Annotated in this window: 12 protein-coding genes; 2 read left to right on the top strand and 10 right to left on the bottom strand. The window is 45.7% G+C overall.

The window, feature by feature from the left end; translation table 11 throughout:
• Positions 1-41: 41 nt before the first annotated feature.
• Positions 42-3473: a hypothetical protein gene (locus tag ACOMG9_RS05455; protein WP_448216096.1), complete on the bottom strand. Its 3432-nt coding sequence runs from the start codon at positions 3471-3473 to the stop codon at positions 42-44.
• Positions 3474-3900: 427 nt separating this feature from the next.
• Here ACOMG9_RS05455 and ACOMG9_RS05450 point away from each other — a divergent pair, with 427 nt between their 5' ends.
• Both ACOMG9_RS05450 and rsuA read left to right on the top strand, forming a co-directional pair.
• Positions 3901-4680 carry a YccT family protein gene (locus ACOMG9_RS05450; RefSeq protein ID WP_448216095.1) on the top strand — a complete coding sequence of 260 codons (780 nt, stop codon included), beginning with the start codon at positions 3901-3903 and terminating at the stop codon, positions 4678-4680.
• Positions 4677-5393 (top strand): 16S rRNA pseudouridine(516) synthase RsuA, encoded by a 717-nt coding sequence (gene rsuA, locus ACOMG9_RS05445; protein ID WP_448216094.1) that lies wholly within the window; start codon positions 4677-4679, stop codon positions 5391-5393. The genes ACOMG9_RS05450 and rsuA overlap by 4 nt, the downstream gene beginning before the upstream one ends.
• Here the strand turns inward: rsuA and ACOMG9_RS05440 are convergent.
• The 9 genes from ACOMG9_RS05440 to ACOMG9_RS05400 all read right to left on the bottom strand — a co-directional run bounded on the left by ACOMG9_RS05440 (position 5375) and on the right by ACOMG9_RS05400 (position 14080).
• Positions 5375-5905, bottom strand: coding sequence for a DinB family protein (locus tag ACOMG9_RS05440; protein ID WP_448216093.1), 531 nt, complete (start codon positions 5903-5905; stop codon positions 5375-5377). The genes rsuA and ACOMG9_RS05440 overlap by 19 nt on opposite strands.
• A 28-nt stretch (positions 5906-5933) precedes the next feature.
• On the bottom strand, positions 5934-7154 hold the full coding sequence (locus ACOMG9_RS05435) for an MFS transporter (protein WP_422137306.1): 1221 nt from the start codon (positions 7152-7154) through the stop codon (positions 5934-5936).
• Positions 7155-7170: 16 nt separating this feature from the next.
• On the bottom strand, positions 7171-8079 hold the full coding sequence (locus ACOMG9_RS05430; protein ID WP_422137305.1) for a cyanophycin synthetase: 909 nt from the start codon (positions 8077-8079) through the stop codon (positions 7171-7173).
• Positions 8076-8930: a D-alanine--D-alanine ligase family protein gene (locus ACOMG9_RS05425; RefSeq protein WP_422474268.1), complete on the bottom strand. Its 855-nt coding sequence runs from the start codon at positions 8928-8930 to the stop codon at positions 8076-8078. Before ACOMG9_RS05425 ends, ACOMG9_RS05430 begins: the two co-directional genes overlap by 4 nt.
• Before the next feature lie 34 nt (positions 8931-8964).
• Positions 8965-9483, bottom strand: coding sequence for a hypothetical protein (locus ACOMG9_RS05420; RefSeq protein ID WP_422132677.1), 519 nt, complete (start codon positions 9481-9483; stop codon positions 8965-8967).
• A gap of 137 nt (positions 9484-9620) precedes the next feature.
• Positions 9621-10094 carry a YHS domain-containing (seleno)protein gene (locus ACOMG9_RS05415; RefSeq protein WP_494529908.1) on the bottom strand — a complete coding sequence of 158 codons (474 nt, stop codon included), beginning with the start codon at positions 10092-10094 and terminating at the stop codon, positions 9621-9623.
• 194 nt (positions 10095-10288) lie between these two features.
• Positions 10289-11233 carry a CNNM domain-containing protein gene (locus ACOMG9_RS05410; protein ID WP_448216089.1) on the bottom strand — a complete coding sequence of 315 codons (945 nt, stop codon included), beginning with the start codon at positions 11231-11233 and terminating at the stop codon, positions 10289-10291.
• 266 nt (positions 11234-11499) lie between these two features.
• On the bottom strand, positions 11500-12084 hold the full coding sequence (locus ACOMG9_RS05405; protein ID WP_494529907.1) for a cobalamin adenosyltransferase family protein: 585 nt from the start codon (positions 12082-12084) through the stop codon (positions 11500-11502).
• Positions 12085-12175: 91 nt separating this feature from the next.
• Entirely contained in the window at positions 12176-14080 is a 1905-nt protein-coding gene (locus ACOMG9_RS05400) for a TonB-dependent receptor domain-containing protein (RefSeq protein WP_494529906.1), read from the bottom strand.
• Positions 14081-14084: the final 4 nt, after the last annotated feature.

Raw genomic sequence — 14084 nt, 5'->3', positions numbered from 1 at the left:
GTTCAGGAGAACGCTTTCTGGCCCTCTCCAACAACGCTCTTTTATGCCGTGGAAACGTCCGGGTCAGGCACAGGTATCTCTTCGTAAGCAACCCTGTTAAATGCCCTGGAGCGTAAAATGCTGGCCATTTTGTCCAGGGCTGGATCGGGGTAACTGTCCTGAAGACGCTCCACAACGTGCATAAGTACAATGCCTGATATGGAATCAAGCTTTGGCTCTGAAGATTCAAGGGCTGCCAGGACATTAATGCGCATCATTGCCATCAGTGCACGGGCAGGGCCAGCAGCCTGACCGACCGCCAGGTTGAGTTCGTCAATCATAATGCTAGTGAGCGGTCTGGCGAGGGTCGGACTACCGGAAGCCAGCTCGGGGGAATCGTAAGGCAGCAGGGTTGACGGACCAGAATCCATAGGGGTAATCAAGTCAACCACATAAACCCAGTCTTTCTTTGTATAGCCTTCTTTTAAACGAAGAATGAGGTTGCAAAAAAAACATTTTTTTCCGTAGTAAAGTTCCTCACCAACTTTGGTCTTAAGCAGCACACATTTCTCAGGCAAGTAACCACCTGCCCGGGCAGCTTCCTCCAGCCGGTTATAGAGTCTCCCTATGATCTCACTGAATTGCTCTTTGTTAAGTACTAAAAGATCTGTATCCCTTGGCGTGACTGAGCGCTCAATAATTTCCCGGGATATTTCGCCCGGTAACAGATCGCTGCCGGTTGCCCGTTTTAATGCCTGGCTCCCCCAGCGTGACTGAACCTGCGTCTGATAGGCACGGCTTCCCAGATATACCACAGGCTTATTGTTATGATTCAGCGCCTGTACTTCGCTGGCTATTTGCTCATGAAAATAAGCTCTTGTCTCGAGAGTCTCCTGAGTATCTACCCTGAAAAATGTATTCACGACAAAATTTGCCAGAGTATCAGGCTTTTTGCTGGCTTGTTTGTTAAATCGGCCATTTTTAAAATGAACTGGATTCGGTTCATTATTGCCAGTAATTTTCACTAGTGATAGCTCTTTGGAATTATCCAGATCTTTTACACAACCTGCTATGAAAGCAATATTTTTGTTAATTTTCTTCCTGCAACTGACTGTAGCCTGCTCAAGGTTGGCAATAGTGGGAAATTCACTTTTGAGAATATCGATACGTTTAGTGCTAACGGTAACAAGCCCCGTATTCAAATGCTGAAGTTGTCGCAAGCCATGGTATAAAGTAGCTTTGATTGACTCGAACAGGACAATCTTCAGACATTTGTCTTGCCCAGTAATAACTTGCTCTCTGATTTTGTTCAATTGCCTGAAAGCATCTCTGAAACAGGTTTGGATGTTTTGATTAATCTTATCAAATTGATCAATTTTCTCTTTAATCCCGGAAGCATTTGCTTTGATTTTTTCTTTCCATTTCTCTTTGGTCACCTTAAGCGAGGGCGACGAATCACTTGTTTGAATGCTTGTAATGCAGCCCTCCAGATCACTGAAAATTGAAGCGCATTCACAAATATGCTCAATGAGCATTGCACAGTAATAACTGCAGTGGGAGAACGTCAGGAGCAATTCACTGTGTGGTGATTGGGCAATGTTTGCAAAAATATTGATTAGCCATTCACAGGATTTCCTGTCTAGTTCTGTGATGTTAATGCCTGGATTATAGATATCGCACTCTTTGTTTATGAGCTTTAAAATATCATTATTCTGGATCAGAGTCTGTGCCAACAGGGATTTCAGGGATTCAGGAAGCTGTCGCGGATTGTCATTTGTTATCCCATCCGTGGCGGTACCTTGCACGATAACTTTTTTGACCTCATTAAAGCTATTTCTGATAGCCACCTCGTGATTGTTGGTCAGAGTCTGTATTCTTAGCTTGGCGAGTGATAATCGATGATGGTATTTACAGGATTCCACGGCTTCATTGGTCAATAAGCCAAGCTCCTGCAACTGGGTTGCCCATGGGCTCAGAACATTAAATATGTGTTGCAGCTCTTCTGTCTTCTTTATCTTTATTAATGGTGACTGGTTCTCAGTGACACTCTCCTTGTTAGCAAGCAGGGTACTCAGGTAGATAGAAGAAGCTTCAATCCCAAGTTCGAAATAACGGTTCAGGGGATAGCATCGGGTTTGCGTATATTCATTAAGACCATCATGCCAGCTTTCAATGTTGATTCCTTTCGTATTGTCTTTTTTAAGCCCTTGAATAACTTTTTCCAGTGAATAGTCGTTATGGAAAACGATTCGACTGGTTGTTTCACAAACCTTATTAATAACATCCCATCGTTCTGACATTAACGCTGCATGGAATAGCTCTGCACAGAATAAATGCTGAGCAATCATCTTTTTGTCAACGCAGACGGGTTGGAATTCCTGATCGTACCCTTCATTCCTGTATCGATCAATTGAACTGAAAAGACATCCAGAGGCGATTTTCACGATATCTTGAGAATCTTTCTTGCTCTGGATTTCCAATGTTGCCGAAGCAACGGTAGTGAGCAGATTGCTTATCCCTTCACTGAGTCTGCGAGACTCAGATGCCACAGAGTTAGATCGTTTCCGGGGGGGCGCACGCAAAATTGAGTGGTGCTTCCTGATTTTTGGTTCAACTGGCGCTCGAAGAGCAATATTTCTTCTGAAATCAGCATGTCTTATCATGCTCTCCACAAAACTATAGATACAGGACAAATGGCATACAATAGACTCACTCAGAAAGCTGATTGATTGCTGGCCCGGGGAAGTATCCTTGGGGGACCATAGACATAGCATTTTCCCGAGAACACGATAGTTCTGGACCAGCTGCCGTGTTACGTTACTCATGTCATCGCTCAAAAACAGCTCTTTGGACAATAGGACATATTGGCTTTTGTCAGCCAATTTTATTGTGTTGAACCAATCAACAAGTTTGTATGAACTCTCCTTGAGTACCTGATATTTATTAGCGAGACGCTTGAGCAAAGCCAGTCTATTGTAGATTAAGCTATGGAACTGCAGAGCATCTGTATCAAGGAAATTTCTATCAAAAAACTCTTGATCAAGTTTCATTTGGAATTCGAGTAATTCCTGCCTGAAGTTTTGGACATCCTTTATCGTAATTTCTTCAGAAGGTGAGGACAGTGCTTTGTGAAAACAAGGAAGAGTATCCAGAATGATGTCATCAGGCAGAGGCCCCAGGAGAACTTCGAGGGGAGAACGGCAGGCTGATGACTGCTCCGGCTGGCTCTGGTCAATAGCTGATGTCAAATCAGGTGTATGGTACTTTTGTTCTACTGAACTGATCGCAGCCTGTCTTTCAGATAGTGGAAAACCACTGGGTTTGCAGTATGCCGGATCATTGCTTTGATCACTGCTCTGGAATTGAGACTCTGGATTTATTGCAGTCGTTGAGCCTGTGTCCTCCGGTCCTTCTGAGCAGCGCTGAGTGTTGCATTCTTCAGGGGCAGGCTGCGGGTAAAAAGGCGGAGCAAAAGTGTTTTCGATATTTTGCATAATAGATACTTAAACCAAATAATCATTAATTAAATAACCGCATGTAATAATCAGGCATATACTATTTTGACATCATTATGGTGATTTGGTTCCATGGACTTAATTGCACTCGCCCCTCAAGGATTAAAGACTTGCGAGTAAGGTTTGCCATCAACAGGAGCCTGACCAAGAATAGACTGCCCTGCGCGGCAACTGCTCCTGCGTTGCTCTAGCTCCTGCATCCATGCAGTCGGCGGCAACTGCTCCTGCGTTGCTCTAGCTCCTGCATCCATGCAGTCGTTCGGCAGCGAATAGTCGTCACATCTCCGCAGCAAACCGGCTGAGCAGAGTTCCGCCTCCCAAAAGCCACTTGCTTTTAAACCCTGAGTCCGGCATGTTGTAGCGCTTTTCTTACCCTCATTAATATAAGTTGCATAAGGGGATATCTATGCGCTCTCTTTTAAACGACTTTTTCAGCCTCTCTGAGCGCTCAAGACTGCATCATCGCACATGGCTAAACAGACTCCTGGCGTCAACTCTTGGCTTTTTCATGGTCGCTTCAGTCTCAGCGGCTGAATCCAGAGCAGAACAGGCCACCCTGCAGATACCGGCCAAATCTGAGTTACTGGTTCTTGACGGCACCAATGTCAAAGACCTCGACTTCAAAGTGGAGGCTAACAAGCCCATTTCTCTTACCAATGTGCGCCATCAGATTGTTTTCCAGTTATCTGATACCGTCACTAACGGCGGGGACCGAACTCGCTTTACTTCCAAACCTTTTGTCCTGACCTTCCATCCAGCAGCTGGCAAGCACTACAGCATTGATGTTCCCGACCTGAGAGACATTCGTCAGGCCGAAGCTATCAACAACAACCCCACCGGCAAGATTTCATTGAAGGATGCCAAGGGCGAAGCCGTTCCCTATGAATTTGCTATTCTGCCCAGCAAGGGTATCCAGTTCGGCCGCAACTATGCAGCAGACGTCCAAAAGTTTAATCGTAGCGACAGCCCTGCAGCAGCCAGCGAATTTTCAGGTATGGGTGTCTTCGCAGAGACAAACACAGGCTTTGCCAATGCGACTCAGAATGAGGAAATCTATGGCTCTGCTGTCAATAAAAGTGACGAGGCCAATATAAGTGCCAGCATGCTGCGTTACTGGTTTGAAAAAGCCGATCCGAAAACCCGGAAGACCTTCGTCAACTGGGCCCGGGAACAGGTCAGCCAGTGAGACTCGACAAATTTCTTTGTGAAAGCACCGAACTGAGCCGCTCAGAAAGCAAAAGGCTTTTGAAAACCGGGTCGGTGACCGTGGAGGGTACCGTCGTCAAAGACCCTGCCTGCAAGGTTTCTGACGATGCTGAAGTTCTTCTGGATGGAGCACCACTCACTCTGGTGGGATTTCGTTACATTATGCTCTACAAACCGCTGGATACCCTTTGTGCAACGCCCTCCGGAACAAGAGCCGAGATGTATCCATCCGTTATTAATCTGCTGGATGTCATTAAATCCGATCGTCTCAGGATTGCCGGTCGGCTGGATGTCGACACCACTGGGCTGGTACTGATTACAGACGACGGTCAGTGGTCTCACAAAATCACGTCACCGGTTAAAAAGTGCGGAAAACGTTACCGGGTAGAACTGGCCTCGCCTCTGGATCAGTCAGCCATCGAACAGTTTGCGCAGGGTGTCCAGCTGCATGGGGAGAAAAAGCCAACCTGCCCCGCGCAACTCGAATTTATTTCTGATCAGGAAGTACTGCTGACGATACATGAAGGCAAGTATCACCAGGTCAAGCGCATGTTTGCGGCTCTGGGTAATCGTGTAACGGCCCTTCATCGGGAACAGATTGGCTCTATCACGCTCGACCCTGATCTGAAAACGGGTGAGTGGCGCTATCTAACTGAAAACGAAATCCACTCCGTTCAGGAAGCCACCACCTGACCCCGGTTAAAACTGGACGTCGCTGGTGCCATACCCACGGAAGGGTCGATTTTGTTACCTGCTACTTTTGCGATCGTCGCCATCATTGCCAGATGGTGAGTCAGATGACTGCTAGCAAAGACCAGCTCCCTTCCCAGGGTGGATTTTAATCGCACGCTGCTGCTTTCTGACAAAAGTACCTCGGTTTTGATTTCAACATCTAAATCCAGATCCCCTGCTTTCAGCGCCTTTAACCATTGCTGCAAATCTTTTAACTCTGCCAGACCCGCATTCTTTTCATGCTCCAGCAACAGCCCCCGACGTCTGAGATCATAATCTACCGATTTGTCAGAAGAAGAACGGATAGCTTCATACAGATCCAGAACATGACGCAAGTGCTGCCCGACGGTACTTTGGAAAAGATCGGAGTCCCTGAATCGGTAATCATCAGCGCTCAAACCAGAAACAAAACCGATCATCTGTTCAACTGTTTCCTGATTGCCCCGGAGTATCCGCTCAAAATCATTATGCATGATAAAAATATCCTTTTCTCTTAACTGTCTATCGAGTTTTTATCAGAAAATTATTTTTTCCGCTCATGGCTTCTCTATCTACCCTGACAGTTCCGGCCTGCCAGCTATAGCGGAAATAAACCAAAGCTAAAATGGATGAAACAAAGTACACAGCCTGAAGTGCCTCCAGAGCTGCTTTTCCCTGATGCAAGAACAGAGCTGTAACAATAAACAAAACAGCGACACCCAGTTGCGAGCAGTAACTTTTCAGTAAAAGGTAGGTATGGGTATCCGTTTTATCGGAACGATCAAAAAACACTTTGTTGAATGACAAACGGAACAGGCTGGTCAGGAAAGCAATGACGAGAATAAATGCATACTGCTGCTGTGTTGAGAGCGTTTCATCGACCATTCCCCTGAGCAGCCAGCTGAATGCATAAAGAAATATGGCCCACCGGAAAAGACGGATAGCGGACATACGGTCAATAAAAGTCTGTATCAGTTTAAACAGGGCAGCGACTGCGATTGCCAGAATCACCATCATCCCACCCAGCTCAAGCAGACTTTCTCTGTTGATAAAATAGAGTGAGAGAGTCCAGAAATAACTTTCCAGAAAAAGAAACAGTCCATCTACAAAAAACACCCCGCAGGAGCCAAAACTATCACGAAATCGGAGCACTTCAGAGACACGGGCAGCCGGTGCCGAAAACGCTGTGTTGATTGCAACAGCCACCTTCGTTTTGAAAGTTTGAGCAACACCTGCAGTTGAGATCAGTGCGCTGAGTAGAAACAGAATCCAGTAACTCGATTGCTCCAACAGAAATGCACCCGCCACTATGCCGATTTTAAGCATCACTGCTACCAATATCTGGAAGTTGCCAAAGTGCTGACCGGAATTCCGATTATGACTGATGGATTTGAACAGCAGACGTTGAGCCATCCAATAGAAACAGCCATAAATACCATTCAGAATGGCCAGCAGAATAAGTCCTGTGGCTCCGCTGTCTGCTTGTTGTTGAAAGAAAAACAGTCCCGCCACCAGCAGGACCTCAGTCAAAAACGAAGCCCTTACTGCCCAGACGCTGCCTTTTCCAGATCTCAGGTTTTCCCAAACCCACAGGGTAAAAAGATAAGCCAAACCGGACAGGGCAATAAATACAGCTATTTCGGTCAGACTATAACCCTGTTGCCATAACAGAGTGGGCATAAAGAACGGCAACAGACCGACCAGAAATGCGTGAATACCTGAGAACTGAAAAAAGTAATGCACTCCAGTCTCCCCTGTCTCAGAAAATATCAGTCTGAGCGATCTGGAGTTTATTCAGTTCCTCAAACACCCCGGAGATATCTTCTTTTTCTCCATATCTGGGGTAGTCGTGCATTTTCACGTAAGGACGAGAGTTCACCTCCAAAAGGATGCATTTCTGATCTTTATGACTATGCTCTATGCCTTTTTCCATGATGACATCGATACCGAGAATATTGGCATCGAAAGTAGCCAGCACTTTTTCCATCAGTCGTATATTCTCTCTGGCCAGATTAGTGGCCGGAATGGTTTCAATAACACCGCCGGGTGCCAGGGCAATTCGATGGAACAGCTTTACCTGCTCCTGATCAGCCGGAACGGAATTCAGATCAAAGCCCTGTCTCGCTAAATAGTTTCTGGTTTGTTCACTTTTCTGAAGCGGGTACATGCAATCCAGAAGCCCCATCTCCTTTCGAATAGTATTCTCCTGATCGATCAGGGTGCTGATCGAGTCCTCACCATTTCCGATAACAAAAGGAGCATAACGCTGAATCACAGACACCACTTCACCGTTCGCCACCAGAACCCGATAGTTTTTTCCTTCCAGATACTGCTCTACAACACTGGCAGGCCACCAGATTTTGGCCAGCAAAGCCGCTTTCCATAACTCCCGATAGTTGCGAATGGGAAAATAGCTGCCTCGTGAGAAACCGCCGACATTAGGCTTAACCACCAAAGGAAAGCCATGCTGCCTGGCAAAGCGAATAGCCTTCCATGGATTAATGAAAATCTCACCACGGGCATGGGGAATATCATTTTTATTGAATGCCGCTCTTGCCTGAGCTTTTGAACGACAGCTCTTGCGAACTTCCAGAGAGTTGTACTGAGTGCAACCATTCATGAATTTCTGGCTGATGTAGCTGTAAACCGCTTTCCTGATAAATTTCACAGCACCATCTCCTCTTCGGTCTTGGCTGGCAGCTTTTTAAAATTCAGCCGGTTCAGGTAAAACAGCTTCCTGAAGAAAATAGATTTCCGTTTACGGGCTTCTGGAATTTCACCGGTCACCTGCGCCAGTTGACCGGTCAACTGACCTATCAGCCGCAACTTCTCGAAAGCCCCCAGATTCTTGCTTAACAACACCAGAGGCATTGGCAGGAAGAGATTGATTTCAAAAATTTTGAACTCTCCTTCAACCAGCGCTTCGATGCTGTCTGCTCGGATACCATAGCGAGCCATTCTGAACGGCCCGGTCTCACTCAAATGCATAGCCAGCTGATCGGCCTGTTTTCTATCCAGCTCGTGGGTTTTGTCCAGATAAAACGTTTCGCTGTTGTAGATACCATTGACAGGATGTTCATCGTTGCTGGTATTCAGAACCTGGGTTACGGACAGTGTTCTAAGGCACTTTGTGGAATCCGGGGAGCAAATCACAAACACTTCAAACTCTCTTTTCCCCTGGGCACCTTCCTGAATCAGATAGGGCACACTGTCCTGAACGCGATTCGCTCTTGCGGCCTCCAACTGAATTTCATTATCGACCCGTATAACCCCGGCGGAGTTCTGTCCCCATTCAGGTTTCAGAAAAACCGGGTATTGCTCCGGCCTTATACCATCAGTATCCAGGCTCTGTTTCAGGCGCCACCGTCTGGGAATGGACTCATCCATATCAAGTTTCGAGTACAGTCCTTTGGCGTCATTGAAGTAATCGGCATTCAACTGAAAAAACAGCCAGGGCTTTACTCTTTGTCTCAAGGCGTGCCAGATAAATCCCAAAACCAGCAACGTACGAACTATCATAATGATCACTTCCAGATTTAGTGTCTCCGGTGAGTTAAGGGTTAGATCTTGCCAGTTTTTCTTCTTTAACCAAAGAGAAGTTGGCTATCGCCATGATCAGCCCCAACACCAGGATGGATACAGCGGCATAGAACAGGGAGCCGCCGTCACTTTTCCCCTGGTGCAATACCTCTATTCCCAGAGGTGTAGCAAGGTGGAAGAAAACCGCACCCACCATGATACCAGACGCTGCCAGCCCCCCGAGACTGTGTATCAGACTCTGGCTGATTTTGCTTTCATTGCGACTCAACTTATTGTTAATGAACAGTATGACAGGCAGGAACAACAGCAAACTGACGGATAATTCTGCAACTCCAACAACAATAGCACCGTAACTACTGAACCACTCGCCCATTGAAACACCAATAACTCCCTGCATCCACTGACCAATAGTTCCAAAGATATGCCGGGTATCCGGATGCCCACTGAACTTGTAGGGCAGGGAGAACAGAAACACCTTGGCTATCCAGAGGACAGTTAACCAACTAAAAACTTGTATCACGCGTTTTTTCATGGGATCAATTCCATTTCTCAAAAATCAAAAAGTCCTTTCACCCGATTTAAAGTGATGTGACTCATCGTACTAATGGGATAGATGAGTAAAGTCTCAGATCGCCAGCGAACCAGACTTTACTCGGAACTTGATAAGCTTTAATTGATCACTTTCGGCCAGTTATCATCAGCTTTATTGATCAGGTTTTTCTTATCCTTGAGCCATTTTTTCTGAACGGAACTATTGTAATTCAGGTAAAGCTTACCATCTTCGATGGTCCATTGCTGAGGATCAGCACTGGCAGTCTTACCTTGAGCCACAGCCCATGCACAATAGCCGCCATACTGAGGGGCGTACTTTTCCGGAGACTCCAAAAACAGCTTTTTATGTTCTTCACTGCTGAAGTACCAGGTAGCCCCTTTATAGCGGGTAGAAAATTTATCGGAACCTTTTACCGGCTTACCATCAGTAAAGTAAGCCACCGGGTCGTAGCCACTGACAGCCTTGTCGCTGAAAAGCCCGGTATAAATCTCGTCTTCGGCCATAGCCTGCATCGAAAAAACCAGCGTCAGAGCCATGATCAATCTGGCCCATACGCCTCCAGCTAAAGATAAGTGATTTGTCCTGGTCATTTGCTTTACCTCTTTGATATTCGAAAAAAATCATTATCCTCTTGGCTGAATATACGCTATGACAAATTAAATAGTTTCAGAACAAAGAAATAAAAATCAAACACATAAAAACTGTCATTCAGTTTTCAGTTATCGATGCATGAATACGTGTTTCAGGGGAGGCAACGAGGTGGGAATTGCGGGGTTCTACAGACTCAGGAAGCCTGTAGAATAGCTCGATAAACCTGTTTGGCAGTGATCATTCGGGTCTGTTCCGGATTCCGCCCGGCAAGAAGTGCGACAGAGGCCCGGGCCTTGCCAAAAGCCTTTATGGCATCCAGCAACGTACACTGTTCTTCCAGGAAAACAACCTGTCTGGCCAACTCTCCAACCGTTTTATCGGCAAGGCCATTAACCAGACAGCTAGTGATATGACGATAGTGTACAATACCCACTACTTCGCCATCGCTCACAACCAGGTAGCGCTTGTAGGAATGCTGGCAAATGAATGCCTGAATGTCCTGCACTCTGGAGTCAGAGGCAAGCCAGACCATAGGACCATCTTCAGTGGTCAGGGCTGCCAGAGTCTTCTGGTTCATTTTCAGGGCCAGCTCTGCCATTTTACGCTCTTCACGTTCTATCACGCCGGACTTATTGAAGTGACGAATGATGCCTTTCAGCTCGTCCCGACTGGGCTCCTGAGTATTCTCAATCCTGAACAGTCTGGCCCAGACCAGCGTCATCTTGAGCATTGGCCGAAGCAGAAAACAGATAACTCTTACGAAACGGGCAGAATGATTGAGTACGGGCTCTGCCATCTGAACCGCAAAGAGTTTTGGCAAAATTTTGGCAAATACCAACATGCAGTAGGTCAGAAGAGCAGTGAATATGGCCAAACCGGTGTCATTAAAATGTCTGGCAGCAATAGCTCCTATCATCGAACTTCCGGCAATACTGATCAGCGTGATCAACATGACCATGGAGGACAAATGAGCCTCCTTGTTCTTGATAATGTATTTAATGTCGGCCTTGTTAACAGGCTTGTGTCTGAGAATTGTGGCTAACCTGAGATCATCAACATAAATAATGGCAGATTCAATAACCGAGAGAATAGCAGTAACAGCAACAATCAGGCAGGCAACAGCAACAACAAGAAGCATCCTTGCTCCTCCATTTTTCAATCTGTGGGAATAAACCTTTATCGGTCACCTAATTGATAAGTTTAAGTTAAAAATCTCATGACGACAGGCTGATTTCACGACTTGCAGACAGCCTTTCTTATTCTGAAATAGAACGCCTGAACAGCTACAGGCACTTAAACAGCCATGAGCGTAAAAGTAGTGAAAAGAAAGTCCTTTTCTTACCACGGCCTCCAATTTCTTTATTATTCTGAGCCTACTTTCTATCCTAAATCGAACTTTCCTGATTACACAACCTTTTTCCTGGACTCCTGCTTTAACTTTGAGGGTGACTTGGACTTGTAACTCTTGCTCAAATACTCAGGTTCTGTGATCCCCAGTCGTCCATTAATCACCACCGTTAATCTGAAAAAGAGATTGCAAAGCATGTTGGCAAAGCGGTGCAGAACATCCGGAACTTCTATGCCTTCAGCATCCACCAGAACCATGGCTCTGATCGCTTTTTTACTGAGCGAACGACAGGAGTGAAGCAACTGAACGGGTCGAGGTCCGCGAGGTAAAACAAAACCTTTTATTCGCCCGGCAATCTCTTCCTGATAACGATCAAAATACCCGGCGAGCCATTCTATCTGCTCTTCAAAGATGGCCTGCTTACCCCGGATAGACGCATTAAGATGAAAAATTTTCGGCTGCAGTTCGCAGAGAAAATCGTAGATATCCCTGAACCTTTCATCTCCTTCCAGCTCATAGATAGCTCCGCCCAGTGTCGTACAAAGCTCATCGGTAATAATTTCGTGATCACACAAAGGTGAATGCTCGTAAATGAAGGGATAGCATAGTTCCCGGACGTCTTTGGATTTTTTAAGTGCCATATTGACTACCTTATAAAAAAGCTCTCACTCTAGGGGAAGAGAGTGAGAGCTTGCTCAATACATGAAAGACGCTAGTCGTACAAGAAATGACTTACAATTCAGGAGTCCAAATCAGAGTGAGGAACACACCTATTGGCTCACTTTTATAACCATTTGCTGTTTGGTAATCCTTGTCGAACAGATTAACCACTTTCAGCTCTGTAAGAAGTTCTTTGGTTACCCTATATCCACCTCTAATATCTACGGTTACAAAGCCAGCTAAACGTGTTTTATTGTCGACATCATCATAAGAGTGGCCTTGTGCTCTAACAGACGAACCAAGAGAGAAAAGGCCAAGCTGCCTGTTAACATCAAGCGTCGCAAACTGCTCAGCTCTCCTGACAAGAACCTTATCCCTTTTGGTATCTTCCGCATCTAGAACAGTTGCTGATGCTCTGATGTTCCAATCATCAATTCTCTTTTGAACAACAGCTTCAATACCCTTAATTCTGGCTTCGTCAACGTTAGAAGGCACCCATTTATTTTGGTCGGCAGCACTAGGAGCCCAAGCAATAAGATCCTCTATATCATTCTGAAAAATGGCAACAGACCAGTTACCAATCGCATGATGCCCCTTCAGAGCTAACTCAGCATTTTTTGAAGTTTCTGGCTTAATATTGGGATTCCCAGCGTCTGGATAGTAGAGATCATTAAATGAAGGTGCTCTGAAGGCTGTCCCATAGGAGGCAACGATTCTGAAGTTTTCAGTCAAATCAACACCCCAAGCTATATTTCCAGTTGTGCTATAGCCAAATGACTCATTTTTGTCTCTGCGCAGCCCAACCTGCAGATCACTCCAGCCAAAGTCAGATTGATTCTGAGCAAATACCGCTGCGTTGTATCGAGAATCAACCCTCTTATTCGTTTCAGGATTAAAGTATCTATTGCTACTATCAACTTCATCTTTGTAATAATCTGCGCCAAGTGTCAAAAGCTGATCATCAAGCCAAGAGATATCTCCTTGTGCCGCTATTGAGTAACGTTTGGTATCATAATAATTTGGTGTATAAGGGGCATTTGCATCAACATTCTTACCGAGCTGCTTACTCTCTAACTCAGAGTATCCAGCGTTAACTCTGGTAATAGCTGACTCTGAAACAGGTACTACAGCGTAAACATTTGCTGTTGAAGATTTAAACTCTGTGTAGGCGCTATAAGGGTAATTTTCATACAAATCATCAGTCGTATATCCATCAAACTCCGTTTTTCCCTGATTATGTATAAAACTAAAGCCCAACTCAGTTCCTGTCTCAAAAGTATGTGATAGCTGACTAATGAATGACTTATCTCTAAATCCATCATCATCCAGGTTTACACCTGAATTTACAGAATAATTGTCATTCGTATAGTCATATCCGCCAGTTTCAAAGAGGCTAGCACCTATATTGAAGCGGGTACCATTAACCTCACCACCATAGTTCAAGCCAATATCACTGGTCTTTCTACTACCTGCACCGGCTTTAACTGTCAGCTTCGGATCTCCCAGGCCTCTTCGTGTAAATATTTGAATAACGCCACCAATCGCATCAGCTCCATATAAGCTAGATCTGGGACCACGAACAATCTCAATTTTTTCAATCTGATCTGGAGTTAAGTACTGAAACTCAGGTGTCGCAGCAGTAGGGCTATTCAATCGCTGTCCATCAACCAGCACCAGTGTCTGTGAAGAACTGGCTCCGCGAATAAATACAGACGATAAAGCACCAGGTCCACCACTTCTATTGACCTGAACACCCGGAACTTGCTTTAGAAGCTCGGTAACATCTGTCGCCTGACTACGCTCAATTTCTTTCCGCGTAATTACAGTAACCGGAGCCAGAGCCTCATCCACAGACTGAGCAGTTCTGGAGGCTGTCACAACCACTTCCTCCAGCTTGATAATTTCTTCACTGGCCTGAAGCGTGCCAGCCAGACCTGCTGTGGCCAGAGCGACTGCAATACGCAATGTGTGGGACATGGGA

The organism is Endozoicomonas sp. PH6C, assembly GCF_059322965.1.
The sequence above is the reverse complement of the archived record's forward strand: the minus strand, read 5'-3'. Positions and strand labels throughout refer to the sequence as shown.

Bases quoted from the DNA above. Each gene is read 5' to 3' on its own strand.
- ACOMG9_RS05455 (WP_448216096.1), bottom strand. From the start codon at position 3,473: ATGCAAAATATCGAAAACACTTTTGCTCCGCCTTTTTACCCGCAGCCT.
- ACOMG9_RS05450 (WP_448216095.1), top strand. From the start codon at position 3,901: ATGCGCTCTCTTTTAAACGACTTTTTCAGCCTCTCTGAGCGCTCAAGA.
- ACOMG9_RS05440 (WP_448216093.1), bottom strand. From the start codon at position 5,905: ATGCATAATGATTTTGAGCGGATACTCCGGGGCAATCAGGAAACAGTT.
- ACOMG9_RS05425 (WP_422474268.1), bottom strand. From the start codon at position 8,930: ATGATAGTTCGTACGTTGCTGGTTTTGGGATTTATCTGGCACGCCTTG.
- ACOMG9_RS05420 (WP_422132677.1), bottom strand. From the start codon at position 9,483: ATGAAAAAACGCGTGATACAAGTTTTTAGTTGGTTAACTGTCCTCTGG.
- ACOMG9_RS05415 (WP_494529908.1), bottom strand. From the start codon at position 10,094: ATGACCAGGACAAATCACTTATCTTTAGCTGGAGGCGTATGGGCCAGA.
- ACOMG9_RS05410 (WP_448216089.1), bottom strand. From the start codon at position 11,233: ATGCTTCTTGTTGTTGCTGTTGCCTGCCTGATTGTTGCTGTTACTGCT.
- ACOMG9_RS05405 (WP_494529907.1), bottom strand. From the start codon at position 12,084: ATGGCACTTAAAAAATCCAAAGACGTCCGGGAACTATGCTATCCCTTC.
- ACOMG9_RS05400 (WP_494529906.1), bottom strand. From the start codon at position 14,080: ATGTCCCACACATTGCGTATTGCAGTCGCTCTGGCCACAGCAGGTCTG.